Source organism: Acidovorax sp. 100 (genome assembly GCF_003688355.1).
GTDB classification, from domain to species: Bacteria; Pseudomonadota; Gammaproteobacteria; order Burkholderiales; family Burkholderiaceae_C; genus Acidovorax; species Acidovorax delafieldii.
The window spans coordinates 4,272,658-4,298,999 of record NZ_REFD01000001.1; the positions used below are offsets into that span (position 1 = coordinate 4,272,658).

Genomic DNA, 26,342 nt, shown 5'->3' on the forward strand with positions numbered 1-26,342 from the left:
TCGCGGGTGTATCAGCGCGTTTCGCCCAATCTGGCTACATTCCTGCGCATGCATATGAATCCTCCCAAACTATCCATGTTCCAGGTGCTGGCGTGCGGCGCGGCCATCGTGACCCTGTCCATGGGCACCCGCCACGGGTTCGGGCTGTGGCTTCTGCCCATCACCCAGGAAATGGGCTGGACGCGCCAGTCGTTCGCCCTGGCCATCGCCATCCAGAACCTGTCCTGGGGCGTGATCGGGATTTTTGCGGGCATGGCGGCCGACCGGTTTGGGGCTTTCCGCGTGCTGCTCGGCGGTGCAGCCCTGTATGCCCTGGGCCTGGCGGGCATGGCGCTGTCGCCCACGCCCATGCTGTTTGCGCTGACGGCCGGTGTGCTGATTGGCGCGGCGCAGGCGGGCACTACCTATGCGGTGATCTATGGTGTGCTGGGGCGGCAGATTGCGCCCGAAAAACGCTCCTGGGCCATGGGCGTGGCAGCGGCGGCGGGTTCGTTCGGGCAGTTCCTGATGGTGCCGGTCGAAGGCTGGCTGATTGCAGGCCTGGGCTGGCAGCAGGCCTTGCTGGTGCTGTCGATGGCGGTGCTGCTGATCGTGCCGCTGGCCTTTGGCCTGCGGGAGCCGGGCTTCAAGGGCGCGGCCCCGGTCAAGCGCGAGCAGACCATTGCGCAGGCGCTGGGCGAGGCCTTCCGCTACCCCAGCTTCAACCTGCTGATGGCGGGTTATTTTGTGTGCGGCTTTCAGGTGGTGTTCATTGGCGTGCACATGCCCAGCTACCTCAAGGACCATGGCCTGTCGCCCCAGGTGGCCAGCTATGCGCTGGCGCTGATCGGACTGTTCAATGTGTTTGGCACCTACATCGCGGGCACGCTGGGCCAGCGCATGCCCAAGCGCCACATCCTCGCTTTCATCTACTTTGCCCGCGCGGTGGCGATCAGCATCTTTTTGCTGGTACCGCTGTCGCCGCTGTCGGTGTACGTGTTCTCGGCGGTGATGGGCGCGCTGTGGCTGTCCACCGTGCCGCCCACCAACGCCACCATTGCACAAATCTTCGGGGTGCAGCACCTGTCCATGCTGGGCGGCTTTGTGTTCTTCAGCCACCAGATCGGCAGCTTCCTGGGCGTCTGGCTGGGCGGCTATCTGTATGACGCCACCGGCAGCTACGATATCGTCTGGTACATCGCGATCGGCCTGGGCATTTTTGCCGGGCTGGTGAACCTGCCAGTCAAGGAAAGCCCGATCGCGCGCAACAGCCCCCAACCCGCCTGACCCGTTTGCCCCCGCATGAGCGACACCACCCCGCCCCGCAAACCCGCGCCGCGTGCCGTGCGCTGGCTGGGCGGTGCCGTGGCCGTGCTGCTGTGCTTGGTGGTGTTTGGCTTGTACACCGTGCCCGAATTCATGGTGCTGCTGGCCGACCAGATGTGGGCGTGTTTTTGACACCCTTGGCGGGATTTTCAAGCGTTTTTGGCCGCAAGCGCTAGTGGATCATGCGCAGGCAGCTATCATTTTTATAGTTCATGCACGGTATGCACGGTACAGAAGTCCCTTCGGAATGGGTGCGGCGCTGGAGCCACCTGATCGCCCCCCACAGCACCGTGCTGGACGTCGCCTGCGGCGCAGGGCGCCACCTGCGCCATCTGCGGGAACTGGGGCACACCGTGGTCGGCGTGGACCGGTCGGCCGAGGCGCTGGCCGCCTGCGAAGGGCTGGGCGAGCTGGTGCAGGCTGACATCGAAAACGGCCCCTGGCCTTTTGCAGGCCGCCAGTTTGGCGGCGTGGTTGTCACCAACTACCTGTGGCGCCCCTTGCTGCCCACCATCGTGGCCAGCGTGGCGCCGGGCGGGGTGCTGGTCTACGAAACCTTTGCCCAGGGCAACGAAACCGTGGGGCGCCCGTCACGGGCGGAGTTCCTGCTCGCGCACGGCGAACTGCTGCAGGCATGCCAGGACCTGCGCGTGGTGGCTTATGAGGACGGCTTCATCGACGAACCCGCGCGTTTCGTGCAACGCATCACGGCCGTACGGGAACTCCCGCAGGCGGGTGGACCCTCACGACATCTTTTGTCTACCGGGGCTAGTTAGAATGCCCTTTTACCGTTTACCACTGCGGACATGACTTCTTCTTCCGTGCCACTCACCGGCAGCATCGTCGCCCTCGTCACTCCCATGCACGAGGACGGTAGCGTGGACTACCCCACCTTGCGCAAACTGATCGACTGGCACATCGCCGAAGGCACCGATTGCATCGGCGTGGTGGGCACCACGGGCGAGTCCCCCACGGTGAACGTGGAAGAACACTGCGAAATCATCCGCGTGGCCGTGGAACAGTCTGCCAAGCGCGTGCCCATCATGGCCGGCTGCGGCGCCAACTCCACCGCCGAAGCCATTGAGCTGGCCAAGTTCGCGCGCGGCGTGGGTGCCGACAGCCAGCTGCAGGTCGTGCCCTACTACAACAAGCCCACCCAAGAGGGCCAGTACCAGCACTTCAAGGCGATTGCAGAAGCCACGGGCGACCTGCCCATCGTGCTGTACAACGTGCCTGGCCGCTCGGTGGCCGATATGCAGCACGACACCGTGCTGCGCCTGGCCCAGGTGCCCGGCGTGATCGGCATCAAGGAAGCCACCGGCAACATCGAGCGTGCCCAGTGGCTCATCCGTGACGTGCCCAAGGGCTTTGGCGTGTACTCGGGCGACGACCCGACAGCCGTCGCCCTGATGCTGTGCGGCGGCCACGGCAACATCAGCGTGACGGCCAACGTGGCCCCGCGCCTGATGCACGAGCTGTGCGTGGCGGCACTGGCCGGCAACGTGCAACGCGCCATGCAGATCCAGTTTCAGCTGATGCCGGTGCACAAGCACCTGTTTGTCGAAGCCAACCCCATCCCGGTCAAGTGGGCCATGTCCCGCATGGGCCTGTGTGGTGGCACCATGCGCCTGCCCATGACGCCCCTGGCCCGCAGCAACGAGGCTGTGGTCGAGTCGGCACTGCGCACCAGCGGCCTGATCTAATCCGGGCTTTGCGCCCGCTCTCAGAGACACTTCCCAAGGATTTCCGCGTGAAAGCTGCTACCACCCGCCTGAGCCTGCTGGCTCTTGTCATGGCCCTGTCCGCCTGCTCCACCAGCATTCTGGAGGGCGACAAGATCGACTACAAGAGCGCCGCCAAGGGCTCGTCACTGGAAGTCCCCCCGGACCTCACCCAGCTGTCACGCGACTCGCGCTACGCCATGCCAGGTGGCTCGGTGTCTGCCGCTGCCATGCAGGCAGGCCAGGCCGCACAGCCGTCGGGCAACGCCAACGCGGCGGCCCTGTCGCTCGGCGACGTGCGGATCGAACGAGACGGCAGCCAGCGCTGGCTGGTGGTCAACCGCCCCGCCGACAAGCTGTGGGAGCCTGTACGCGACTTCTGGCTGGAAAGCGGCTTCACGCTGGCCCAGTCCGAGGCCAACGTCGGCATCATGGAAACCGACTGGGCAGAGAACCGCGCCAAACTGCCCCAGGATTTCATCCGATCCACCATCGGCAAGCTGATGGAGTCCCTGTACTCGACCGGCGAACGGGACAAGTTCCGCACCCGGCTGGAACGCAATGCCAATGGCAGTACCGAGATCTACATCACCCACCGCGGGATGGTCGAGGTCTATGGCAACGTCACCAAGGACAGCACCGTCTGGCAGCCCCGCCCATCCGACCCGGAACTCGAAACCGAATTCCTGCGCCGCCTGATGGTCAAGCTGGGCGTCAGCCAGGAGCAATCCAAGGCAGTGGCCGCAGCACCCGCGGCGCGTGCCCAGGCCGCCCGCATGGCCACGGTCAACAATGTGCCGGTGGTCCAGCTGGACGAGGGCTTTGACCGGTCCTGGCGCCGGGTGGGCCTGGCCCTGGACCGCACCGGTTTCACCGTGGAAGACCGCAACCGCAATGAGGGTACGTACTTCGTGCGCTACGTGGCTCCGGACACCGTGAAGAAAGAGCCTGGCTTCTTCAGCAAGCTGTTCAGCTCCACCTCCGCAACGCCTCCGCTCAAGTACCGCATCGTGGTGCGCAGCCAGGGTGAGTCGACCACCGTGTCGGTGCTCAATGAGGCTGGCGCCCCCGAGTCCTCGGCCAATGCCGAGCGCATCGTGCGCGTGATTGCTGACGATCTGAAATAAAAGCCGGCCGCAGGCCGCCACCCACACCTCTGGAGCCCCCTCCGCCTTCTGGTGGACGGTGGCTCTGGTTTTTTGGGCCGCCACAAACCCACCCTTTCGCTCCGCCATGCTTCGATTCAAGAACCTGGGCAGCGGCAGCACCGGCAATGCCACGGTCGTCGAAGGCCGCAGTGGCAGCCAGGTTCGCCGCCTCCTGATCGACTGCGGGCTCGGCATCCGGCAGCTGCAAGCCCGTCTGGCGCAAGCGCAGTTGCAGGTGGAAGACCTGGACGCCCTCTTCATCACCCACGAACACTCGGACCACATCGGCTGTGCCCAGACCGTGGCGCTGCGTTTTCGCATTCCCGTGTGGATGAGCGAGGGCACGTACGCGGCCCTCGGTGCGCCAGACTTGGACGGCTTGCTGCGGGTGGCGCACGACATGGAAGCGATTGACATGGGCGCGTTCGAAGCCCGCCCCTTCACCGTGCCCCACGATGCCCGGGAGCCGCTGCAGCTGCGGTGCTCCGACGGCGCCGCACACCTGGGCGTGCTGACCGACCTGGGCCACGCCAGCCCCCATGTGCTGCAGCAGCTGCAGGGATGCCACGCCCTGTTGATCGAGGCCAATCACGACCCCGACATGCTGGCCGCGTCCCGCTACCCGCCCTTCCTGAAACGCCGCGTAGGCGGGCTGTACGGCCACCTGGCCAACCCGGCGACGGCGGAGATCCTGCGTGCGGTGCAGCACGACAGCCTGCGATGCGTAGTGGCAGCGCACCTGAGTGCGCAAAACAACCTCCCCGCACTCGCCCGCCAATCGCTCGCCGCCGCGCTGGGTTGGGCGGACGAGGAGATCCAGGTCGCCAGCCCCACCGAAGGCACTGATTGGCTCGACGTCAACCCTTGATGGCCCGGACCGGGCGTCCATAAATGTCTCACCCTGGCGAAGGGCATAAAAAAAGCCCCGGACCTTGCGGTGCGGGGCCGTGGCACAGGCCGACCTTGGGGTCAGCCCAGAGCCTGCAGCAATTTACTTGGCTGCGGAAGCGCCGGTAGCGGCGGTGGCAGCAGCGTCAGCAGCAGCCTTGGCAGCGTCAGCGGCAGGAGCAGAAGCGTCAGCAGCAGGTGCAGCGGCGGCAGGAGCAGCAGCGTCGGAAGCGGCAGGTGCTGCTGGCTCGGCGGCGGGAGCAGGTGCTGCGGCAGGAGCTTCCACAGGAGCGGGTGCTGGAGCGGGTTCTTCCTTCTTGCCACAAGCGGCGAGTGCAGCAGCAGCGATCAGGGCGGCCAGAACGAGAGAGTTCTTCATTTCGATTTTCCTATTTGGACAGACAGAATCTTGAAAAGCCACGGCGTCAGGCTTCCTGAGCCCATGCACGCATTGGCACAATGCACTTGGTTGCACCTTTTTGGGCACAGCCGCAGATTATATTGGTATTTAGTCAATACTGACTAACACTGACGAAAGCTTTACGCCAGCTTGACTTTGCGCAGTATCCCCCCGGGCGCGACTGCCGCGTGGCGCCATGCCAACGGGCGCTCCCCAAAGTGGGGCACAGGCTACAGACCCAGTGTGGTGGAGGGAAAGCCGGGTGCGCTCTTGCTGCGCACCCATTCGTTGAGTGTCTCGTGCAGCAGCACCCGGCGGTCGGCCTCGCTGCCGGTCACCCCCACGCAGCGCTCGGGATCGAGCCGGTGCAGCACCCATTGCGGCGACCAGAGCGCGCTGGGCAGGTCCAGCGGGTCGGCGGCCGGGCTGCGACGGCAGGTGATGATGTGGTCCCAGGTACCGCGCCAGCGCACAAAGCGGGCATGGCGGCGGATCACGTCGTCGTAGCTGCAGGCCAGCATGGTGAAGCGCCTGCCGCTGCGGGCCCAGTCCTGCAAGCACTCGACCACCGCACGCTCGCCCAAGGGCCAGTCATGAAAGTGGGCATCGCTGATAAAAATCTCTTGCCAGCCGTCCCGCGCCGCCGTTGCAATGGCGTCGCGCACCAGTTGCTGAAACGCCTCACGCCCGCTGAATCGCCCACTGGGCAAGTCACGCAGAGGCTCGGCGGAGGGGGTTGCTGTATCGGTCATCACTGGCTCCTGGTCAGTCTCAGCCGGCCCAGGCATGGGCCCAGCCCGCATCGCACCACGACGAAAGCAGCTCCAGCGCGTCGTCGCTGGCCCGTGCCAGATCGCGTGCCGACAGTTGGCGCTCATCGGCCAGGCGCCGCATCAGCGTGGCGTCGCGCCCCGCTGCGCGGTAGCTTTCGCCGTTGATGAAGATGTGCTGTGTGTCGTACATCATGCGGCTCTTGCGGTCCAGCCGCACCCCTTCCAGCATCACCTTGGGGTCACCAGGCTCAAACCACACGCTGGGCTTGGGCTCGGTCAGGTACTCGCCCAGCGCGCGTTCCAGCACCAGCGGCTGGGCCAGCGCGCGCGACAGCGCCTCACGCGCAAAGTCCTGCAGCCCGGCAGGAATGTGCGCCGGCTGCGCCACAGCGTCTTGTCCGGCATCGCGGTACAGCAACGGATGGTCGTCCTCCCCGGCATCTTCCGCCAGACGCACCAGCAGCTCTTGCGCCAGCTCGGCGCGGGCCGGTGCGCGAAAACCGATGGAGTAGGTCATGCACTCGCCTTCGGCAATCCCGTCGTGGGCATAACGCGGGGGCAGGTACAGCATGTCACCCGGCTCCAGCACAAACTCCTCCTCAGGCTCGAACTGGGCCAGCACCCTCAAGGGAATGCCGTCGCGCAGCGACAGATCCTTTTGGCGCCCGATGCGCCAGCGCCGCTTGCCGTGCGCCTGCAGCAAAAAGACGTCATAACTGTCGAAATGGGGCCCTACGCCACCGCCGTTGCTGGCGTAGCTGATCATGAGGTCGTCCAGCCGCGCCTCGGGCACAAAACGGAACTGCTGCATCAACGCGTGCACCGCGTCGTTGTGCAGATCGACGCCCTGTACGAGCAGCGTCCAGTCAGGCTGCTGCAACGCAGGCAGCGCACGGCGGTTGAAGGGCCCGTGGCGCAGCTTCCAGGCGCCTTTGATCTGTTGCACCAGGCGGGACTCCACACCCTCCTGCCCGGCCAGCGCAAACAACTCGGCCCGCAGCACCGGTGGCGCAAACTGCGGGATGGCTTGGCGCACCAGCAAGGGCTTCTTCTGCCAGTGGCGGCGCATGAATTGCGCGGGAGTGAGGCCACCGAGCAGGGCCAAGGGTTGCTGAATGTCCATGGGGAAAGTGTTGCCCTTTTGCGGGGCCGTTGGTCAAACTGCGACAATTCTCCTATGGAAATTACCCAACAATGTGTGGTCGCACTGACCTGGACCCTGAAAGACACCCTGGGCGAAGAACTCGACGTACTCGACGAACCCGTGGAGTTTCTGGTGGGCGGTGATGATCTCCTGCCCCGTATCGAAGAGGCCCTGCAAGGCCACGGCCCTGGTGCCACGCTGGCACTGCACCTCGAACCCGAGGACGCTTTCGGTGACTTCAATGACCAATTGCTGTTTCTGGAACCCCGCGCCCTCTTCCCCGCCGAGATCGAAGAAGGCATGACGTTTGACGGCATGGCCCTGCCCGAGGGCTGCAACCCCGACGCCCCCCGCACGGCCCTCTACACCGTGGCCGAGATCTATCCCGAACATATCGTGCTCGACGGTAACCACCCGCTGGCGGGCATTGCGCTGCGCCTGCAACTGACGGTGCAGACCGTGCGCGAAGCCACCAAAGAAGAAATCGGACGTGGCACGGCTGGAACCGGCTTCTTCCGCGTCCAGCCCCAGGCGCCAGGCAGCTCGTTGCTGCACTAAGTCCTACCAAAAGCACAACGGGCGCCCCGAGGAAACTCGGAGCGCCCGTTTGTGAGGGCAGTGTGTCAGGTCACATGCGCGAAATCTGACCGTTGTACAAACGCACGCGATCGCCGATGCGCAGGTCACCCGGGCTGCTCACGTCATACACGCGATACCCCCCCTGGTCCAGCTGCACGGACAACCGGTATCCCTGCACATATTCCTGGTTGTTGCGCCCCTCGATGGCGTTGCCCGCCACCGCGCCACCCAACACGCCTACAGCGGTGGCTGCAGCACGGCCCGTGCCCTTGCCCACCTGGTTGCCCAGAACGCCGCCCACCACCGCGCCCAGAACGGCACCAGTGCCGGTGGTCTGGCCTTGGCTGCGGCCCTGCAGGACCTCGATGTTGGACACGCGACCATATTCGGTGCCTGCCTGATTCTGCGGATAGGCAGGAGCCGTCTGGTAGCCACTCGAATAACCGCCGGAGTATTGCGGAGCAGGTGCCGGGCGGCTGTGGCCGCAAGCAGCCAGCGAAGCAGCCAGAACCACGGTGCCCACGAGGGCGAGGGGACGGGTGAATTGCATGTTCAATCTCCAGAAGTTGTTGGGGCAGGCACTGAAAAATCTCCGACGACCCAGAGCTCAATGCCCACGTACAGATTGGAACAACGCCTGAGGATGCCGCGGCGTAGACAAGGGGCCATCGCCATGTCGGTAACAGACCCATCGAAACGTAAGCGGGGTCTTACAACCCGGCCACTCACCCATCACGCGCTTGGAGCCCCGCGCGGTCCACCTCAGGACTTGCCTGTGGATCCGTAGCCCCCCTCACCCCGCTGCGTGGCCGCAAACTCGGTGACGACGTTGAACTGGGCCTGCACCACCGGAACAATCACCAATTGGGCCAGCCGCTCCATGGGCTCCAGCGTAAACGCCACATTGCTGCGGTTCCAGGCGCTCACCATGAGCTGCCCTTGGTAGTCACTGTCGATCAACCCCACCAGATTGCCAAGCACGATGCCATGTTTGTGCCCCAGGCCCGAGCGCGGCAAGATCAATGCGGCATAGCCCGGGTCTTGCAGGTAGATCGCAATGCCCGTAGGCACCAGTTGCCAGGCGTTGGGCTGCAGGGTCAGCGGCGCATCCAGGCAGGCACGCAGGTCCAGCCCAGCACTACCGGGTGTGGCGTAGGTGGGCAATTGGTCCGCCATGCGCGGATCGAGAATCTTCACATCTATCTTCACGGTTTTTTCTTTCCTGTTCCTATTTCTGTGCCACGGCGCTGCTGCGCCATTTGTCGCAGGCGATCCTGCAACGATTCCATCCCTGCACGCCCGCCCGGGGCCTGCGCGCCCCCAGCCTGCGCGGCCGATTGCATCAGCCAACCCAGTCCCCACCACACCGCCCCCATGACCACCAGGCCTGGCAGCGAGCCCCGACCAAGCAGGAACAGCGCAATGCCATGCAACACCATCATTACCAGCAACACCGATCGCACCGTGCGCAGTACGCCCGCCAGCGGCTGCATCAGCTGCAGCACATCGGGCGGCAGGACCTGAGGCAGGGAAGTCGCTGGCGCACGGTCCTTGGATGACTGAACGGCACCGTTGGTAGCGGCAGCACTTGCCTGTGCCGCTCGGGCCTTTTGCAAAGGCGCCTGGGCTGTCAGCCGTTCCACATAAGCCGCAAAGTCGCCATCGGGTGGCGCGTCCCAATCAGGCTTCGTGGCACCAGTTGTCATCACACCTCTCCACGGTGGTGGCCGTCAAGAACGCAAAGGTGGCAAACGCGCGGCGATCTCAGCGATAAGCTGCTGCGCCAGCACACGCTTGGACGCGCGGGGTAACTCGCGGTGGCCCTGCGCGTCCACCAGCAGCAGGGCGTTGTCGTCCTGCCCAAAGGTAGCGGGGCCAATATTGCCCACCAGCAAGGGGACGCCCTTGCGCGTCCTTTTGGCGGTGGCATGGGCCAGCAGGTCATGGCTTTCGGCGGCAAAACCCACGCAGAAAAGATCCCCTTCCAGCGCATGCGGCGACCGGGCTACGGTGGCCAGAATGTCAGGGTTCTCGACGAACTCCAGCGACGGGGACTGGCCCGAGCCGTCTTTCTTGATCTTTTGGTCGGACTGGTGGGCAGGGCGCCAGTCGGCCACTGCGGCTGTGGCAACAAACACCGAGGCGGCCTGGACATGCCGCTCCACGGCCGCCAGCATCTCCTGGGCGGACTGCACATTGACGCGCCGCACGCCGCGTGGCGTGGGCACATGCACCGGCCCTGCGACCAGGGTGACATCGGCACCCGCCTCGCGCGCCGCCCGGGCCACAGCAAAGCCCATCTTTCCGCTCGACAGGTTGGTGATGCCACGCACCGGGTCAATGGCTTCAAAAGTGGGCCCCGCCGTGACGAGTACCGACCGGCCCACAAGGGTCTTGGGCGTAAAAAAAGCGATCAGCTCGTCCAGCAGCTCCAGCGGCTCCAGCATGCGGCCGTCACCCGTCTCGCCACAGGCCTGGTCACCATTACCCACACCCAGCACCACTGCACCGTCCTGCGCCACCTGGGCCAGATTGCGCTGCGTGGCCGGGTGCGCCCACATTTCGCGGTTCATCGCAGGGGCCAGCAACAGGGGCACGCGCTGGGCGGGACGCGCCAGGCACAGCAGGCTGAGCAACTCGTCCGCCCTGCCCTGCACCAGGCGCGCAATGAAGTCCGCACTGCAAGGCGCGATCAGGATCGCATCCGCCTCGCGGCTCAGGTTGATGTGGGGCATGTTGTTGGGCTCGCGCGCATCCCACTGCGAGCCGTACACCGTGCGGCCAGACAGCGCCTGCATGGTGACCGGGGTGATGAACTGCTCTGCCGCCTCGGTCATCACCACCTGCACGGTGGCGCCCTCCTTGATGAGCTGGCGGCACAGATCGGCTGCCTTGTAGCAAGCCACGCCCCCACTCAGACCCAGAACAATGTGTTTGCCAGCAAGCTCATTCATGGCGCGAATTTAGCAGACGGGGGTGACCCTGCCCCTGGGGGTGTCGCCGGGGTGCCATCTATAATCCCAATTTCCCACCACCAAAAAAGACATGACCAAATTTGTCTTCGTCACCGGCGGTGTGGTGTCTTCCCTCGGTAAGGGAATCGCCTCAGCCTCCCTTGCCGCGATCCTCGAATCGCGGGGACTCAAAGTCACCCTCATCAAGCTTGACCCCTACATCAACGTAGACCCGGGCACCATGTCGCCGTTCCAGCACGGCGAGGTGTTCGTGACCGATGACGGCGCAGAAACCGACCTGGATCTGGGCCACTATGAGCGTTTCATCGAAACGCGCATGAAGAAAACCAATAACTTCACCACGGGCAAGATTTATCAGTCCGTACTGGAGAAGGAACGCCGTGGCGACTACCTGGGCAAGACCGTGCAGGTCATTCCCCATGTCACCAACGAAATCCAGGAATTCATCAAGCGCGGCGCCGGCATTGGCACGCCCGATGCCGTGGATGTGGCCATCGTCGAAATCGGCGGCACCGTGGGCGACATCGAATCGCTGCCGTTCCTCGAAGCCGTGCGCCAGATGAGCCTGCGCATGGGGCCCAACAACGCGGCCTTCGTGCACCTGACCTACCTGCCCTGGATCGCGGCAGCGGGCGAGCTCAAGACCAAGCCCACCCAGCACACGGTGCAGAAGCTGCGCGAGATCGGCATCCAGGCCGACGCCCTGCTGTGCCGCGCCGACCGCCGCATTCCTGAGGAAGAGCGCGCCAAGATCTCGCTGTTCACCAACGTGCCCGAATGGGGCGTGATCAGCATGTGGGACGTGGACACCATCTACAAGGTGCCGCGCATGCTGCACGAGCAGGGCCTCGATGGCCTGATCTGCGACAAGCTGCGCCTGAACACCCCGCCCACCAGCCTCAAGCGCTGGGACGATCTGGTGCATGAGACCGAACACCCCCAGGGCGAAGTCACCATCGCCATGGTGGGCAAGTATGTGGACCTGTCGGACAGCTACAAGTCGGTCAACGAGGCCCTGCGCCACGCCGGCATGCGCAACCATGTGCGCGTGAAGATCGACCATGTCGATTCCGAGACCATCGACAGCGCCGATGCAGCCGCCAAGCTCGCAAAATACGACGCCATTCTGGTGCCCGGCGGCTTCGGCCAGCGTGGTGTGGAAGGCAAGATCGCCACGGCCCAGTTTGCCCGCGAGCGCAAGGTGCCCTACCTGGGCATCTGCCTGGGGATGCAGGTGGCCACCATCGAATACGCGCGCCACGTGGCAGGCCTCGCCAACGCCAACAGCACCGAGTTCGACCCCACCACGCCCCACCCCGTGATCGCCCTGATCACCGAGTGGAAGGACGCGGACGGCACCATCAAGAAACGCGACGAAAACTCCGATCTGGGCGGCACCATGCGCCTGGGTGCGCAAAGCTCGGACGTGGCCAAGGACACGCTGGCCCACAGCATTTACGGCGATGTGGTGACCGAGCGCCACCGCCACCGCTACGAAGCCAACGTGAACTACCTGGACCAGTTGCGCAAGGCGGGCCTGGTGATCTCGGCGCTGACCCAGCGTGAAGAACTCACCGAAATCGTGGAGCTGCCGCAAACCGTGCACCCCTGGTTCATCGGCGTGCAGTTCCACCCCGAGTTCAAGTCCACGCCCTGGAACGGCCACCCGCTGTTCAATGCCTTCATCAAGGCGGCCGTGGAGCACCAGCAAGCCGCGAAAAAAGCCTAAGGGGACCTCACCATGCAGCTGTGCGGATTCAACGTCGGCCTTCAACATCGCTTTTTCCTGATCGCAGGCACCTGTTCCATTGAAGGCCTGGAGATGTCTCTCGATGTCGCAGGCCAGCTCAAGGAAGCCTGCGCGCCGCTGGGCATTCCGCTGATCTACAAAGGCTCGTTCGACAAGGCCAACCGCTCCTCCGGCACCAGCAAGCGTGGCGTGGGCATCGACGCCGGGCTGAAGATCCTCGACGAAGTGCGCCGCCAGCTGCAGCTGCCCATCCTGACCGACGTGCACGACACCTCGCACGTGGCCGAGGTGGCCAGCGTGGTCGATGTGCTGCAGACGCCCGCCTTCCTGTGCCGCCAGACGGACTTCATCCGCGCCGTGGCGCAAAGCGGCAAGCCGGTGAACATCAAGAAGGGCCAGTTCCTGGCGCCCTGGGACATGAAGAACGTCATCGACAAGGCCCGGTCTGCAGCGGCCGAAGTCGGCCTGTCGGAAGACCGGTTTCTGGCCTGCGAGCGCGGCGTGAGCTTTGGCTACAACAACCTCGTGGCTGACATGACCAGCCTGGCCGAGATGCGCAACTCCGGCGCACCCGTGGTGTTTGACGTGACCCACTCGGTGCAAAAGCCCGGCGGCCTGGGCGCCGTGAGCGGTGGTGCGCGCGACATGGTGCCCGTGCTGGCGCGTGCCGGCGTGGCTGTGGGCGTGGCGGGCCTGTTCATGGAAACCCACCCCCGCCCCGCCGAGGCCTGGTCGGACGGCCCCAACGCCGTACCGCTCAAGCACATGAAGGCGCTGCTGGAGACCTTGGTGGCCCTGGACGATGTCACCAAGAAAAATGGATTCCTCGAAAACAACTTTGGAGCTTGAGACATGAGCAGTGGTTACGTCATCGCATCCGTCACCGTCACCAACCCCACGCAGTACGACGAGTACCGCAAGTGGAGCACCCTGGCCATGCAAGCCCACGGCGCTGAAGTCTGCGTGCGTGGCGGCAAGGTCGAAGTGCTGGAGGGCGACTGGAACCCCGGTCGTACCGTGATCCTCAAGTTCCCGAGCTTTGAAGCCGCTCGCGCCTTCTACGACACGCCCGAGTACCAGAAAGCCAAGGCCGCCCGCGAAGGCGCCGCCGTCATGCGCATGGTGTGTGTCGAAGGCGTCTGAGCGCACACACCCAAATCGCTCACCAATTAATAGCTGCTAGCGCTTATACAGAAGGCGCTAGAGACTGATTTGATTTAAAACTTCTGCAAAAGGAAAACCATGAGTGCCATCGTTGACATCGTCGGTCGCGAGATTCTGGACAGCCGCGGCAACCCCACCGTCGAATGCGACGTGTTGCTCGAATCGGGCGTGATGGGCCGGGCCGCCGTGCCGTCGGGCGCCTCCACCGGCAGCCGTGAAGCCATTGAAATGCGCGACGGCGACAAAGGCCGCTACCTGGGCAAGGGCGTGCTCAAGGCCGTGGAATACATCAACACCGAGATCAGCGAAGCCGTGCTGGGCCTGGATGCCTCCGAGCAGGCCTTCCTGGACAAGACCCTGATCGACCTCGATGGCACCGAGAACAAGAGCCGCCTGGGCGCCAACGCCATGCTGGCCGTGTCCATGGCCGTGGCCCGCGCCGCCGCCGAAGAGTCTGGCCTGCCCCTGTACCGCTACCTGGGCGGCATGGGCAGCGTGCAACTGCCCGTGCCCATGATGAACGTGATCAACGGCGGCGCACACGCCAACAACAGCCTGGACCTGCAGGAGTTCATGATCATCCCGGTGGGCGCGCCCACGTTCCGCGAAGCCGTGCGCTGGGGCGCCGAAGTGTTCCACGCGCTCAAGAAGATCCTGCACGACAAGGGCATCAGCACCGCCGTGGGCGACGAAGGCGGCTTTGCCCCCAGCGTTGAAAACCACGAAGCAGCCATCCGCCTGATCCTGCAAGCCATTGAAGCTGCGGGCTACACGGCGGGCGATCAGATCGCCCTGGGCCTGGACTGCGCTGCGAGCGAGTTCTACAAGGACGGCCACTATGTGCTGGAAGGCGAAGGCGGCCTCAAGCTCACCGCCCAGCAGTGGACGGACATGCTGGCGGCCTGGGTGGACAAGTACCCGATCATCAGCATCGAAGACGGCATGCACGAAGGCGACTGGGACGGCTGGAAGCATCTGACCGAACGCCTGGGCGACAAGGTGCAGCTGGTGGGTGACGACCTGTTCGTGACCAACACCAAGATCCTGAAGGAAGGCATTGACAAGCGCATTGCCAACTCGATCCTGATCAAGATCAACCAGATCGGCACGCTGACCGAAACGTTTGCCGCGATCGAGATGGCCAAGCGCGCGGGCTACACCGCCGTGATCTCGCACCGCTCGGGCGAGACCGAGGACAGCACCATTGCCGACATCGCCGTGGGCACCAATGCGGGCCAGATCAAGACCGGCTCGCTGTCGCGCTCGGACCGCATCGCCAAGTACAACCAGCTGCTGCGCATTGAGGAAGACCTGGGCGAAATCGCACAGTACCCTGGCCGCGCTGCGTTCTACAACCTGCGCTGAGCCCCTGGCAGCCCTCGCCTGAGCGAGCCCTCCATTGGTCTCCCGCATCGTCCCCGTCATCCTGCTGGCCTTGCTGGCAGCGCTGCACGCCCAGCTCTGGCTGGGGCGGGGCAGCGTGCCGCGCGTCAATGCGATGCAGCGGCAGATTGATGTGCAGAAGGCGGCCAACGAACAGGCCCGCCAGGCAAATGCGCGGCTGACCTCGGAGGTGCACGACCTCAAGGAAGGCCTTGATATGGTGGAAGAAAAGGCGCGCAGCGAGCTGGGCATGGTCAAGCCCAACGAGGTGTACGTGCAGTTCACACCCCGCTGATCTGTCGTGCGGGGTCACTCAGCCGCCTTGGACCACCCCGCACCGTCCACACCCGCAACGCAGCCCTGGACCAAGGCCTGCGCTTCATTCAACCCCGTGCGGCAGTCCTCTCCCCCCACTCCCTTGATTGCCCTGCTGGGCGCGCCCTACACGGGCGTGGAGGCGTTGGCACAGGCGCTGCAGCAGCAGATCACTCCCAGCACGGTGCGTATCGCCCTGCACCACCCGCACCTGGCCCACACCCCGCCCACACCGCAGGCAGAGTCCGACGCGGTGGCATTGACTCTGCTCATGGGTCTCGACCAGCCCTGCCCTGCCGAGGAACGGACTGCGCAGGAGGCCTGCGATACCCGGCTGCGTGCGGCCCTGGCGGCTGCGGCGATACCCTACCGCGTGGTGTACGGAACGGGCGAGCAGCGCACTCGCAACGCGCTCATTGCTATACAAAATATAGCACCACAGGCATATTCCACTAGCGCAAGGGCCGCATGGGACACTGAAAATACGCCCAGGGCGGCCCGGCTGCGCGCCTGGAACTGCGAAAAGTGCAGCGACCCGGCTTGTGAGCATCGACTGTTCACAGCGCTCGTTGAGCAACGGGATACGACACCGCCGCAAGCCATCACGCCAGACCGCGCTTGAGTTCCTTGAGAAGCAACACCACCTGGCTGGAGCCATAGCGGTAACCACCGTTGAGCACCTGCACAGCCCGGTCCCATTCGCCCTGCTGGGCCAGTTCCACCAGGGTGGCCGCCTGCTCATGAAAGTATTGGTAGCGCGCCACCAGCAGCGGATAGGCCGGCTGGTCGCCCAGCAGCTCGCCGCCTACGCCGTGCAACCAGCGGCCCAGCGCACTGTGGTCAGCGCGGCGCACCAGCGCCGGGTCCAGCCCGGCGGAGGTGCGGCCCTCCAGGTAGTCCATCAGGCGGTCTTTCCAGCGCTCGTGGGCATTGATGGCGGCGTCGATGTCCAGCGCGGCGAGCAGGGTATCGGCACGCCGCGAGTCGGGTGCCGCCGCGCTGTCGTACAGCGCCAGCGGAGGCGTAGCCGGGCTGGCCCGGTGGCCCCCCAGAACACGGCGAAGAAACTGCATGACACCCCTCGTTCATTTCCTGCGCGACCGGATGTGATCGCTTGAACGCGCACAGGCCTTGCGATCGGACCTTGTGCGCCGGCCCCTCGCAGCGGCAGGCGCTGCTGCAGGGTGACCCAGGAATCTTAGGCGGGGATGGCGGGGGCGATTGTCAACGATGGTCAGCCGACCACCGCGCCCGATGGAGGCTGCAGACGGCTACTGGATGCCTGTGGGCCCCGGGGGCTGAGCAGCGGCGGGCGAGACAAAAATCTGCGCAGCATCCACGGCATCAAACCGGTACTGCTGGCCGCAGAACTCACAACCCACTTCGATGTCGTCGCGCTCGGCGAGGATGCTCTCGGCCTCTTCAGCGCCCAGGTTGCGCAGCATGTTGCTCACGCGCTCGCGGCTGCAGGTGCAGGCAAAACGCGGGCCGCTGGCGCCCTGCTGGGGTTCAAAGCGCAGCAACTTTTCTTCCCAGAACAGGCGGCGCAGGATGGTGTCCACATCCAGCGTCAGCAGTTCTTCGCGGGTCAGGCTGGCAGCCAGGTGCGCAATGCGGTTGTAGTCCTCGTTGTGGCCGATCTGGTCTTCGTTCTCGCGGTGCGAGAGGCCCGCGGCCAGGTTGCCCTCGCCCTTGATGGGCATGCGCTGGATCAAGAGGCCTGCCGCCACCTGGTCGTTGGCGCCGAGCACCAGAATGGTGTCGAGCTGCTCGGACTGCAGCATGTAATGCTGCAGCACGTCCGACAGACGCTCCAGCTTTTCGTGGTGGTCGCCGTGCAGAGGCACCACGCCCTGGTAGGGCTGCTGACCGGGGTGGCGGTCCTTGGGGTCCAGGGTGATGGCGCAGCGGCCACCGCCGCCCACATTGACCATCTGGCTCAGCTTCGCGTCGGGCAGCACCTCGCCATTCACGGTGGCTGTAGCGCGCAGGCTCAGGTCCGACTGCACCTCGGCCACGGCCAATTTGACGGGTCCATCACCAAACACCTGCAGCACCAGCGCGCCGTTGAACTTGATGTTGGACTGCATCAGCACGCCGGCGGCCGCCATCTCGCCCAGCAGCTCGCTCACGGGGGCGGGATAGGCGCCGGTGGCGGTGTTGCCCGCCCGGCGCTTCAGGATCTCGGTCCAGGCATCGGTGAGGCGCACGATCATGCCGCGCACGGGCAGACCATCGAAAAGAAACTTGTGGAGTTCAGACACGCAGGGATTCCAGGAGAAAAAAAGCAGCAGAGAGCGCCAGTGGGCGGCGTTCAGCCGATCTTGTGCAGGCCGTGTTGGAAGCGGCGCGCATTGTCGATGTAGTGCTGGGCGCTCTGGCGCAGGCCTTCGATCTGCTCAGGGGTGAGTTCACGCACGGCCTTGGCCGGGCTGCCGATGATCATGGAGCCATCAGGAAACTCCTTGCCCTCGGTGACCAGCGCACCCGCACCCACCAGGCAGTTCTTGCCGATCTTGGCGCCGTTGAGCACCACAGCGCCAATGCCGATCAGCGATTCGTCGCCGATGGTGCAGCCGTGCAGCATGACCTGGTGACCCACCGTCACCCGCTCGCCCACCACCAGGGGCTTGCCGATGTCGGCGTGCAGCACGCTCGCGTCCTGGATGTTGGAGCCAGCGCCGATGGTGATGCTCTCGGTGTCGCCGCGCACCACGGTGCCAAACCACACGCTGGCGTCTTCACCCAGCACCACATTGCCCATCACCTGCGCGCTGTCGGCCACCCAGGCCGACGCCGCCACTTGGGGAGCCACACCGTCGAGTTCGTAAATTGCCATGCACCCACTCCGCTGAAACAAAAGAAGCGGCACGCCATGGCGCGCCCCGAGAGGTCGCCAATCGTTACAAAGCGCAAGCCTTGGTGCCGATGGCAAGGCCTAGAATTGTAAGGATGGAGCTTCGCCACCGTGCACTGCAGGTCTTGTGCCTGGCAGACCCCGAACAAAAAGCGGCTGCAGCGCTAGACCTGCATGCCCAGGCAGCTACGCTTTCGATAGCAGATACTACCCCTGCGGCCCCCACCGACCCCGACGCCCTGCCCGGCCGTCCCGAGCGCCCCGAACTGCTGCGCCACACCCAGGTGGCCCGCCGCTCGCCCGCCACCCCCGAGGGCCGGGCCATCCTCATCCACGCCATCGCCCACATCGAGTTCAACGCCATCAACCTGGCGCTGGACGCCGTGTGGCGCTTTGACGGTATGCCCCGCACCTACTACCAGGACTGGATGCGCGTGGCGGCCGAAGAGGCCAAGCACTTCAGGCTGCTGCGCGACCACCTGCGCAGCCAGGGCCACGACTATGGGGACTTCCCGGCCCACCAGGGGCTGTGGACCATGTGCGAGAAAACCCGGCACGACGTGCTGGCCCGCATGGCCCTGGTGCCTCGCACGCTGGAAGCCCGGGGGCTCGACGCCACGCCGCAGATCCAGGCCAAGCTGCGCCAGGTGGGCACGCCCGACGCCCTGGCCGCCGTTGCCATCCTGGACGTGATCCTGCATGACGAGGTGGGGCATGTCGCCATCGGCAACCACTGGTACCGCTGGCTGTGCGAGCGCGCGGGCCAGGACTCGGAATCCCTCTACGGCACGCTGGTGCAGCGGTACGAAGCCCCCCGACTGAAGCCACCGTTCAATGAGTCGGCGCGACGCAGCGCCGGTTTCAGCGACGCCGAGCTGCGCTGGCTGCAGCAGGCCTAATCACCAAGCCATATGTTGACGATCTGAGGGGAATACGATGGCTCCTACAATTCTTGGCGATGCCCCCAGCGGGCCAGCGCACCCTCTTTCAAGAACACCAAGCCCACGCCCATGACCCAAGCCTTCACCCCTGGCACACCGCCCGCGCCATCACCGGGCAACCAATCGTCGGTCGCCATGATTGCGCGCCAAGCCATCGTGAACGCACAACAGGTGGTGGTTGGCTACGAGCTGTTCAACCGCTCGCGCAGCGGCGCCGCCCACACGGCCGCCACCGACGTGATCCTGGTGTTCACCGCCCTGTCGCACGCCGGCACTGAGGAGCTGGTGGGCAAGAAGCTGATCTTCGTCAACTGCACCCATGAAAGCCTGTCGGGCGGCCACCTGGAGCTAGTAGACCCCGATAAGGTGGTGCTGGAGATTCCGCCCCTGGGCCATGCGGCCGCCGAAGAGGTCGCCACGCGCCTGCCCATCCTGACCGAGCTGCGCGACCGGGGCTTTCACCTGGCCTTCAACCACACGGTGCTGCAGTCGGCGTATGCGCCGTGGCTGCCGCTGGCGGACTACATCAAGCTGGACCTGTCGGTGCTGGCGCCCGACCAGCTCGCAGTGCTGATCAGCTACGCGGGCCGCCACTGCAAGGCCGAACTGATCGCCGAGAAGGTGGAGACTGCCCAGCAGTACGACATGGTGTCCAGCCAGGGAGTGCAGCTGTTCCAGGGCTACTGGTTTGCCCGCCCTGCCCTGGTCGAGACCAAGCTGCTCACGCCGTCGCAGGCCAGCATCATCGAGCTGATCAACCAGGTGCGCAAACAGGCCAGCACCGACGAGATCGAAGAAGTGCTCAAGAAGGATGCGGGCCTGGCCTTCAACCTGATGCGCCTCATCAACTCCGCCGGCTTTGGCCTGTCGCGCGAGATCACCTCCTTTCGCCAGGCCGTGATGCTCATGGGCCTGAAAAAGCTGTTCCGCTGGGCGGCGCTGCTGCTGACCGCGTCGCGCAACAACGGCACGCCGTCGTCGGTGGGCCACACCGCCGTGGTGCGCGGGCGCCTGATGGAGCTGCTGGCACTGGAGACACTGCCCCCCGAGGAAGCCGACCAGGCCTTTGTGGTGGGCATCTTCTCGTTGCTGGATGTGATGCTCTCCATGCCCATGGAGTCGGCCATTGGCCTGCTCAACGTGCCCGAACCCGTGGCGGCCGCGCTGCTGCGGCGCGAAGGTTTCTTGGGTGACCTGCTGACCCTGGCCGAGGCCTGCGAGTCCAGCGACGACGCTGTGTTTGACCGCGCTGCCGGCCTGCTGCACCTGACCAGCCAGCAGATCAACTTCGCCCACCTGCAGGCGCTGGCCTGGGCCGACCACATCAGCGACTGACAGCTACCGCCGCCACACTGGCGGCCCCCGGTCAGACTTTGGTTCTCTGCCAACGCCCGGCGGTCTAGAATGATCGCCAGCCCTTCATTTCAGTGGACCCCATGTCGAGCACACCCGAACAAGACACCCCGGACGCCGCAGCGCCTGTGGTCGATCCCGTGGACGAGAACCTTGCCATCATTGCGCGCCAGGCCATCGTGGACGAAAGCCGCGCGGTCTATGGCTACGAGCTGTTCGACCGCTCCACCGCGTCCGACTCACACACCGCCGCCAGCGATGCAGCCCTGCTGTTCAATGCACTGTCCTACGCGGGCACCGAGGCCCTGGTCGGCAAGAAGACGGTGTTCATCAACTGCACGCATGACAGCCTCTCGGGCGGCCACCTGGAGCTGATCCACCCCGAAAAGGTGGTGCTGGAGGTGCCACCGCTGCCCGACAGCGCCACCCCCGAAGAAATCGAAGGCCGCGTGCCCACGCTGGAGGCGTTGCGCACACGCGGCTTTCGCCTCGCGTTTGACCAGCAGGCCCTCAAGCGCGCCTACACCAGCTGGCTGCCGATGGCGGCGTTCATCAAGCTGGACATACAGGCCTTCAAGCCCGAGCTGGCGGCCCCCCTGGTCAAATTTGCCACCACCCACAGCAAGGCCACGCTGGTGGCCGAAAAGGTCGAAACGGCTGCGCAATACGAGCTGATGCGCGATCTGGGCGTCAAGCTGTTCCAGGGCTACTGGTTTGCGCATCCCTCGCTGGTCAAGGCCACCACCATCCGCCCCTCGCAGGCCACCATCATCCAGCTCATCAACCTCGTGCGCAAACAGGCCAGCACGGCGGAGATCGAAGACCTGCTCAAGAAAGACCCCACCCTGTCTTTCAACCTGCTGCGTTTCATCAACTCGTCGGGTTTTGGCCTGTCGTGCGAGATCACCTCGTTCCGCCATGCGGTGATGATCCTGGGGCTGAAAAAGCTGTTCCGCTGGGCGGCCCTCTTGATGACCACCTCGCGTGCGGGTGGTGCACCACCGGCCGTGGGCCAGACTGCCGTGGTGCGCGGCCGCCTGATGGAGCTGCTGGCCGCCGAGCTGCTGCCGCCCGAAGAGTGCGACAACGCCTTCGTCGTGGGCGTGTTCTCGCTGCTGGACACCATGCTGGGCGTGCCGCTCGAAAAGGCGCTGGAGTCCGTGGCCCTGCCCGAACCCGTGATGGACGCCCTGCTGCGTGGCACCGGTGTGTTTGCCCCGTTCCTGGAGCTGACCAAGGCCTGCGAAAGCGGCGATGAAGTGGCCTTTGCCAAGAACGCCGATGCGCTGCACCTGTCCAACCGCCAGGTGAACTGGGCCCACCTGCAGGCGCTGACCTGGGCCGAGAGCCTGAACGAAGAATAGTCCCGTTCTTCCCCTTAAAAGCCCACAGGCCCTGCTTTGACAGGGCCTGTGGCGTTTCTGAGGCTCAACACCCCTGCACACGGTCAGTTGCCCTGAATTCCTGCCGCGCGGATGATGCGCGCGTTGTTCTCGGACTCCAGCGCAATCTGGCGCGCGAACTCGACCGTGGTGCCACCTGTGGGCACGTTGTCGGTGGCATCGAGCTTGGCGCGAATGTCTGGCAGGGCCAACGCCTTGTTCACCTCGGTATTGATGCGTGTGATGACCGTCTTGGGCGTCTGGGCCGGGGCATAGAGGCCAAACAGGGACGAGAGATTGGCCGCTGGCTGACCCAGCTCGGCGAGCGTGGGCACCTGGGGCAGCGAATCCAGCCGCGCCGGAGCCCCCACCGCCAGCGGTTTGAGCTTGCCCGCCTGGATGTGCTGCAGCACCGCTGGGCCGGCGTTGGTCGATAGCACCTCAAACTGCCCGCCCAGCGCGTCGTTCATCTGCTGCCCGCCGCCCTTGTAGGGGATGTGCGTGATTTGCACCTGCGCCACCGACTGGATCTGCTCCAGCATGATGTGCCCCAGCGACGCCTGCCCCGACGTGGCCCAGCGCACCGTGCCGGGCTGGGCGCGCGCACGCGCGATCAGGTCCTTGAAGTCGGTCGCCCGGCTCGCGGGCGTACCCAGCAGCAGCACCGGCGAATACATCACGCTGACCACGGGCGCGATGTCCTTTTGCGGATCGAAGGGGGACTTGCCCAGGTGCGGGTTGAGCGCCAGGGGGCTGACCGCCGCAAAACCCAGCGTGTAGCCGTCGGGCGCCGCCTTGGCCACCGCGTCCACGCCCAGGCTGCCGCTGGCGCCTGCCTTGTTTTCAATGACCACGGGGGTGCCCAGTTGCATGGCCAGCTTGTCGGCCAGCGCGCGGGCGATGTTGTCGCTCACGCCCCCCGCCGGGTAGGCCACGATGATGCGGATGGGTTTGGCAGGCCACGCCTGGGCCGAAGCCACGACGGGAGAGACCACGAGGGCGACAGCAGCAGCGGCCACCCACTGGCGGCGAGAAAAAAACAGATTCATGGTGAGAGCCAATGGAGAAGAGTTCGATGGGCGGCCGTCCGGTCCACCCGTCAATCCAGTTCGAGCTTGCGCTCGCGGATCAGCTTGGCCCACTTGTCGTTCTCGCCCTTCAGAAAACTGAAGAATTCCGTGGGCCCGAGAGAATGTACCTCCGAACCTGTGGACGCAAACTTGGCCTTTACCTCCGCTTGCGCCAGCACCTTGGCCAGTTCGGCGGCCAGCTTGTCCACCACCTCTTTGGGCAGCCCTGCGGGGCCCACCAGTCCCTGGAAGCCGACAGACTCCATGCCACCAAGGCCCAGTTCGCTCACTGTGGGCACGTCAGGCAACTGCGGGTCACGGCGCGGGCCCGTCACTGCCAGCGCCTTGAGCTTGCCGCCCTTGACCTGCGGCAGCAGCACCGGTCCCGCATCGATCAATAACTGCGTCTGTCCACCGATCAAGTCCTGCACAGCCGGGGCGCTGCCTTTGTAGGGTACATGCGTCACATCCAGCCCCGTCGCCTGGTTCATCAGCTCGCCATTCAGGTGGGTGGACGTGCCCGCGCCGCCCGATGCAAAGTTCACCTTGCCTGCATTGGCCTTGGCCCACACCACCCATTCCTTGAAGTCCTTGGCCGGGTGGTCCGGACGGGTGACCGCGATATAGCTGCCCTGACTGATCTGGCCGATGTAGCTGAACTGCTTGAGCGGGTCGTACGGCATCTTGCGCTGCAAGTAGGGTGCGATGGCGAATGGACCGGTATTGGCCAAGAGCAGCGTATAGCCATCGGGCGCAGCCCGGGTCAGCTCTGTGGCCGCCAGCATGCCGCCAGCACCGGGCTTGTAGTCCACCACGATCTGCTGTTTGAGAAGCTCCTGCAGCGGCACCTGCACGGTGCGCGCGGCAAAGTCGATGCCGCCGCCCGGCGGGTATCCCACGATGAGGCGGATGGGCTTGGCTGTGGGCCAGGCCTGCGCCATGGCCAGGGTGGCAGCCCCCAGCAGCAGTGCGCTGGTGATGAGTTTTTTCATGCAATGTCTCCTTGTTGTGGTGTGGGAAAACCGGTCTGGCGCGCCGGTCAGCCCGCGCCAGTGTGGTGTTGCACGCTATCCACGGGGGTGATGCTGCGCGTGCAGGGACTTGAGCCGCTCGCGCGCCACGTGGGTGTAGATGGTGGTGGTGGAGATATCCGCATGGCCCAGCAACAGCTGCACCACGCGCAGGTCGGCGCCGTGGTTGAGCAGGTGCGTGGCAAACGCGTGGCGCAGCGTGTGGGGCGACAGCGGCACCGTGATGCCCGCCACCTGCGCCCACTTCTTCACAATGACCCAGAACATCACGCGCGTCATGCCGCTGCCACGCTGGGTGACGAACAGGTCGTCCGTCTGCTGCCCGCCCAGGATGGCGCTGCGGGCCTCGTTCAGATAGCGCTCCAGCCAGGCACGGGCCTCTTCGCCGAACGGCACCAGGCGCTCCTTGCTGCCCTTGCCCATCACGCGCAGCACGCCCTCGTTCAGGCCGACCTGGAAGGTCTTGAGCGTGACCAGCTCGGTCACGCGCAGGCCGCTGGCGTACATCAGCTCCAGCATGGTGCGGTCGCGCAGGCCCAGGGGGTTGCCCAGGTCGGGCGCGTTCAGCAGCGTCTCCACCTGCGCCTGCGACAGGGTCTTGGGCACACGCAGCGGCTGGCGCGCCGCCTGCAGCCGCACCGTGGGGTCGGCGGTGATGCGCCGCTCGCGCAGCGCCCAGTGAAAGTAGCGGCGCAACACCGTGAGGCGCCGGTTGGCCGAAGTGGCGCGGGTCTGCGCATGGCGGGCGGCAAAGTAGGCCTGCAGGTGGTGTTCGGCCGTGTCGTCCAGCGCCAGGGCGGGCTGCTGGTCGGCCAGCCACTGCGCATACAGCGTCAGGTCGCGCCGGTAGGCGGCCAGCGTGTTGCGCGACAGGCCGTCTTCCAGCCACAGGGCGTCCACAAAGGTGTCGATGGCGTTCAGACTGGGAGCAAGCATCCAAAAACCATAGCATGCATCGCGGGCATTCGACTCCACAGGCACAAAAAAGCCGCCCAAAGGCGGCTGGGGACGGAGGCGGTGGCTTTTATTCCAGCGTCAGCTTCTGCTTGACGACCACATCCTTGTAGACCGCGAACTCGGCCTTGATCTGCTCGGCAAACTGCTCGGGCGTGTTGCCGATCACGAGCGAGCCCGTGTCTTCGATGCGCTTCTTCACGGCCGGGTCTTCCAGGGCCTTGCGCACACCGGCGTTGATCTTGTCCACCACATCCTTGGGCAGGCCCTTGGGGCCCACGATGCCGTAGTAGGCCATGCGGTTCACCGGCTCCAGGCCCAGTTCCTTGAAGGTGGGCGTGTTGGGCAGGGCCGCTACGCGCTGGGGCGCGGCGACGACGATGGGCACCAGGCGGTTTTCCTTGATGAAGGGCAGCGCCGAGGGCAGGTTGTCAAAAATCATGGGCACCTGGCCGGCCACGGTGTCGTTCAGGGCCGGGCCCGCGCCGCGGTAGGGGATGTGGGTCACAAAGGTGCCCGAGAGGTTCTTGTACAGCTCCATCTGCAGGTGGCCGATGCCGCCCGTGCCAGACGACGAGTACGAATACTTGCCAGGCGACTTCTTGAGTTCCGCCACAAACGCCTTGTAGTCCTTGGCCGGGAAGCTGGGGTTCACCGCAATGATGTTGGGGGTGGCCGCAATGTTGATGATGGGCGAGAAGTCCGTCAGCGGGTTGTACGGCGTCTTGGGGTTGATGGCGGGGTTGGCTGCGGTGGTGGACACGGTGGCCACGCCCAGCGTGTAGCCGTCGGCCGTGGCGCGGGCGAGTTCGGCCGCACCCACAATGCCGCCGCCACCGGCCTTGTTGTCCACGATCACGCTTTGGCCAAGCACGCGGCCCAGGGGCTCGGCGATCACGCGCGCAATGATGTCGGTGGTGCCACCGGGTGCAAAGGGCACAACCAGCCGGATCACCTTGTTGGGGTAGCCTTGTGCGGCAGCCGATCCAGCTGCGGCAGCCAGTACGGTCAGCGCAAGCCATTGACGACGATGCATGGAAATCTCCTTCGTGCGGGGTAACAACAAACAGCGCAGATGGTATGCCCAACGCACGCCAAACCGCCCTGCGGATTCCACATAAGGGCTAACCCTAGAAACAAAGTGGGGGTGGGTAGTCCCCCTGCCCCATTCAGCCTGCCGGGAGCCCCCGTGCGGCTTGCCATGCATCA

Annotated in this window: 30 protein-coding genes; 16 read left to right on the forward strand and 14 right to left on the reverse strand. The window is 65.1% G+C overall.

All coding sequences use genetic code 11. The features are described from left to right. The first annotated feature begins 48 nt into the window (after positions 1 to 48). The 6 genes from C8C96_RS19545 (at position 49) to C8C96_RS19565 (ending at position 5,042) form a co-directional block, all read left to right on the forward strand. Positions 49 to 1,266, forward strand: a complete 1,218-nt coding sequence (locus C8C96_RS19545; protein ID WP_121943358.1) for an MFS transporter — start codon at positions 49 to 51, stop codon at positions 1,264 to 1,266. Between the two features lie 15 nt (positions 1,267 to 1,281). Further along, a complete protein-coding gene (locus tag C8C96_RS25055; protein ID WP_199737500.1) occupies positions 1,282 to 1,437 on the forward strand; it encodes a hypothetical protein in 156 nt (51 codons plus the stop codon). Positions 1,438 to 1,526: 89 nt separating this feature from the next. Then, positions 1,527 to 2,081: a bifunctional 2-polyprenyl-6-hydroxyphenol methylase/3-demethylubiquinol 3-O-methyltransferase UbiG gene (locus C8C96_RS19550; RefSeq protein WP_121943359.1), complete on the forward strand. Its 555-nt coding sequence runs from the start codon at positions 1,527 to 1,529 to the stop codon at positions 2,079 to 2,081. A 30-nt stretch (positions 2,082 to 2,111) separates the two neighbouring features. Next, a complete protein-coding gene (gene dapA, locus C8C96_RS19555; RefSeq protein WP_121943360.1) occupies positions 2,112 to 3,008 on the forward strand; it encodes a 4-hydroxy-tetrahydrodipicolinate synthase in 897 nt (298 codons plus the stop codon). A gap of 47 nt (positions 3,009 to 3,055) precedes the next feature. Continuing rightward, complete coding sequence (gene bamC / locus C8C96_RS19560; protein ID WP_099729773.1) at positions 3,056 to 4,153, forward strand: outer membrane protein assembly factor BamC; 1,098 nt, start codon at positions 3,056 to 3,058, stop codon at positions 4,151 to 4,153. A gap of 106 nt (positions 4,154 to 4,259) precedes the next feature. Next, positions 4,260 to 5,042 carry an MBL fold metallo-hydrolase gene (locus C8C96_RS19565; RefSeq protein WP_099732049.1) on the forward strand — a complete coding sequence of 261 codons (783 nt, stop codon included), beginning with the start codon at positions 4,260 to 4,262 and terminating at the stop codon, positions 5,040 to 5,042. 123 nt (positions 5,043 to 5,165) lie between these two features. On the opposite strand, the gene C8C96_RS19570 is transcribed toward C8C96_RS19565, so the two are convergent. From C8C96_RS19570 to C8C96_RS19580, 3 genes are all read right to left on the reverse strand, one after another. After that, entirely contained in the window at positions 5,166 to 5,441 is a 276-nt protein-coding gene (locus tag C8C96_RS19570; RefSeq protein WP_082522412.1) for a hypothetical protein, read from the reverse strand. A gap of 251 nt (positions 5,442 to 5,692) precedes the next feature. Beyond that, positions 5,693 to 6,214 carry a hypothetical protein gene (locus C8C96_RS19575; protein ID WP_056061720.1) on the reverse strand — a complete coding sequence of 174 codons (522 nt, stop codon included), beginning with the start codon at positions 6,212 to 6,214 and terminating at the stop codon, positions 5,693 to 5,695. A 19-nt stretch (positions 6,215 to 6,233) separates the two neighbouring features. Continuing rightward, positions 6,234 to 7,358: a cupin domain-containing protein gene (locus C8C96_RS19580; protein WP_121943361.1), complete on the reverse strand. Its 1,125-nt coding sequence runs from the start codon at positions 7,356 to 7,358 to the stop codon at positions 6,234 to 6,236. 54 nt (positions 7,359 to 7,412) lie between these two features. Here C8C96_RS19580 and C8C96_RS19585 point away from each other — a divergent pair, with 54 nt between their 5' ends. Then, positions 7,413 to 7,937 (forward strand): peptidylprolyl isomerase, encoded by a 525-nt coding sequence (locus C8C96_RS19585; RefSeq protein WP_121943362.1) that lies wholly within the window; start codon positions 7,413 to 7,415, stop codon positions 7,935 to 7,937. Between the two features lie 70 nt (positions 7,938 to 8,007). Here the strand turns inward: C8C96_RS19585 and C8C96_RS19590 are convergent, their stop codons facing one another. The 4 genes from C8C96_RS19590 to coaBC all read right to left on the reverse strand — a co-directional run bounded on the left by C8C96_RS19590 (position 8,008) and on the right by coaBC (position 10,912). Beyond that, positions 8,008 to 8,508 (reverse strand): glycine zipper 2TM domain-containing protein, encoded by a 501-nt coding sequence (locus C8C96_RS19590; RefSeq protein WP_056061711.1) that lies wholly within the window; start codon positions 8,506 to 8,508, stop codon positions 8,008 to 8,010. A 212-nt stretch (positions 8,509 to 8,720) separates the two neighbouring features. Beyond that, positions 8,721 to 9,167, reverse strand: coding sequence for a dUTP diphosphatase (gene dut / locus C8C96_RS19595; protein ID WP_015013334.1), 447 nt, complete (start codon positions 9,165 to 9,167; stop codon positions 8,721 to 8,723). Continuing rightward, entirely contained in the window at positions 9,164 to 9,664 is a 501-nt protein-coding gene (locus C8C96_RS25225) for a hypothetical protein (protein ID WP_233584276.1), read from the reverse strand. The genes dut and C8C96_RS25225 overlap by 4 nt, the downstream gene beginning before the upstream one ends. A 24-nt stretch (positions 9,665 to 9,688) precedes the next feature. Further along, complete coding sequence (gene coaBC, locus C8C96_RS19605; protein WP_121943363.1) at positions 9,689 to 10,912, reverse strand: bifunctional phosphopantothenoylcysteine decarboxylase/phosphopantothenate--cysteine ligase CoaBC; 1,224 nt, start codon at positions 10,910 to 10,912, stop codon at positions 9,689 to 9,691. Positions 10,913 to 11,003: 91 nt separating this feature from the next. On the opposite strand from coaBC, the gene C8C96_RS19610 reads away from it, so the two are divergent. The 6 genes from C8C96_RS19610 to C8C96_RS19635 all read left to right on the forward strand — a co-directional run bounded on the left by C8C96_RS19610 (position 11,004) and on the right by C8C96_RS19635 (position 16,167). Next, on the forward strand, positions 11,004 to 12,662 hold the full coding sequence (locus tag C8C96_RS19610) for a CTP synthase (protein ID WP_056061705.1): 1,659 nt from the start codon (positions 11,004 to 11,006) through the stop codon (positions 12,660 to 12,662). Positions 12,663 to 12,674: 12 nt separating this feature from the next. Next, the gene (gene kdsA / locus C8C96_RS19615) at positions 12,675 to 13,532 is read left to right on the forward strand and encodes a 3-deoxy-8-phosphooctulonate synthase (RefSeq protein ID WP_121943364.1); all 858 of its coding nucleotides are present in this window, start codon (positions 12,675 to 12,677) and stop codon (positions 13,530 to 13,532) included. 3 nt (positions 13,533 to 13,535) lie between these two features. Further along, positions 13,536 to 13,826, forward strand: coding sequence for a DUF1330 domain-containing protein (locus C8C96_RS19620; protein ID WP_056061699.1), 291 nt, complete (start codon positions 13,536 to 13,538; stop codon positions 13,824 to 13,826). Positions 13,827 to 13,925: 99 nt separating this feature from the next. Next, on the forward strand, positions 13,926 to 15,212 hold the full coding sequence (gene eno, locus C8C96_RS19625; protein WP_056061696.1) for a phosphopyruvate hydratase: 1,287 nt from the start codon (positions 13,926 to 13,928) through the stop codon (positions 15,210 to 15,212). Between the two features lie 34 nt (positions 15,213 to 15,246). Continuing rightward, positions 15,247 to 15,525: a septum formation initiator family protein gene (locus tag C8C96_RS19630; protein ID WP_056061693.1), complete on the forward strand. Its 279-nt coding sequence runs from the start codon at positions 15,247 to 15,249 to the stop codon at positions 15,523 to 15,525. 27 nt (positions 15,526 to 15,552) lie between these two features. Then, a complete protein-coding gene (locus C8C96_RS19635) occupies positions 15,553 to 16,167 on the forward strand; it encodes a hypothetical protein (RefSeq protein ID WP_147455695.1) in 615 nt (204 codons plus the stop codon). Here C8C96_RS19635 and C8C96_RS19640 read toward each other — a convergent pair. From C8C96_RS19640 to C8C96_RS19650, 3 genes are all read right to left on the reverse strand, one after another. Further along, the gene (locus C8C96_RS19640; RefSeq protein WP_121943366.1) at positions 16,148 to 16,618 is read right to left on the reverse strand and encodes a CZB domain-containing protein; all 471 of its coding nucleotides are present in this window, start codon (positions 16,616 to 16,618) and stop codon (positions 16,148 to 16,150) included. The genes C8C96_RS19635 and C8C96_RS19640 overlap by 20 nt on opposite strands. A 198-nt stretch (positions 16,619 to 16,816) precedes the next feature. Further along, positions 16,817 to 17,809: an Hsp33 family molecular chaperone HslO gene (locus tag C8C96_RS19645; protein WP_056743430.1), complete on the reverse strand. Its 993-nt coding sequence runs from the start codon at positions 17,807 to 17,809 to the stop codon at positions 16,817 to 16,819. 50 nt (positions 17,810 to 17,859) lie between these two features. After that, on the reverse strand, positions 17,860 to 18,384 hold the full coding sequence (locus C8C96_RS19650) for a gamma carbonic anhydrase family protein (RefSeq protein ID WP_056061680.1): 525 nt from the start codon (positions 18,382 to 18,384) through the stop codon (positions 17,860 to 17,862). 113 nt (positions 18,385 to 18,497) lie between these two features. Between C8C96_RS19650 and C8C96_RS19655 the strand changes: the two genes are divergently transcribed. The 3 genes from C8C96_RS19655 to C8C96_RS19665 all read left to right on the forward strand — a co-directional run bounded on the left by C8C96_RS19655 (position 18,498) and on the right by C8C96_RS19665 (position 22,060). Further along, positions 18,498 to 19,301, forward strand: a complete 804-nt coding sequence (locus tag C8C96_RS19655) for a ferritin-like domain-containing protein (RefSeq protein WP_121943367.1) — start codon at positions 18,498 to 18,500, stop codon at positions 19,299 to 19,301. Between the two features lie 111 nt (positions 19,302 to 19,412). Further along, complete coding sequence (locus C8C96_RS19660) at positions 19,413 to 20,678, forward strand: EAL and HDOD domain-containing protein (RefSeq protein ID WP_121943368.1); 1,266 nt, start codon at positions 19,413 to 19,415, stop codon at positions 20,676 to 20,678. Between the two features lie 101 nt (positions 20,679 to 20,779). After that, the gene (locus tag C8C96_RS19665; protein WP_121943369.1) at positions 20,780 to 22,060 is read left to right on the forward strand and encodes an EAL and HDOD domain-containing protein; all 1,281 of its coding nucleotides are present in this window, start codon (positions 20,780 to 20,782) and stop codon (positions 22,058 to 22,060) included. An 83-nt stretch (positions 22,061 to 22,143) separates the two neighbouring features. Here the strand turns inward: C8C96_RS19665 and C8C96_RS19670 are convergent, their stop codons facing one another. From C8C96_RS19670 to C8C96_RS19685, 4 genes are all read right to left on the reverse strand, one after another. Then, the gene (locus C8C96_RS19670; RefSeq protein ID WP_121943370.1) at positions 22,144 to 23,127 is read right to left on the reverse strand and encodes a tripartite tricarboxylate transporter substrate binding protein; all 984 of its coding nucleotides are present in this window, start codon (positions 23,125 to 23,127) and stop codon (positions 22,144 to 22,146) included. A gap of 50 nt (positions 23,128 to 23,177) precedes the next feature. Further along, entirely contained in the window at positions 23,178 to 24,140 is a 963-nt protein-coding gene (locus C8C96_RS19675) for a tripartite tricarboxylate transporter substrate binding protein (RefSeq protein ID WP_121943371.1), read from the reverse strand. A gap of 75 nt (positions 24,141 to 24,215) precedes the next feature. Further along, positions 24,216 to 25,115 carry a site-specific tyrosine recombinase XerD gene (gene xerD / locus C8C96_RS19680; RefSeq protein WP_121944101.1) on the reverse strand — a complete coding sequence of 300 codons (900 nt, stop codon included), beginning with the start codon at positions 25,113 to 25,115 and terminating at the stop codon, positions 24,216 to 24,218. Positions 25,116 to 25,203: 88 nt separating this feature from the next. Further along, the gene (locus C8C96_RS19685; RefSeq protein ID WP_056743439.1) at positions 25,204 to 26,169 is read right to left on the reverse strand and encodes a tripartite tricarboxylate transporter substrate binding protein BugE; all 966 of its coding nucleotides are present in this window, start codon (positions 26,167 to 26,169) and stop codon (positions 25,204 to 25,206) included. Between the last annotated feature and the right edge of the window lie 173 nt (positions 26,170 to 26,342).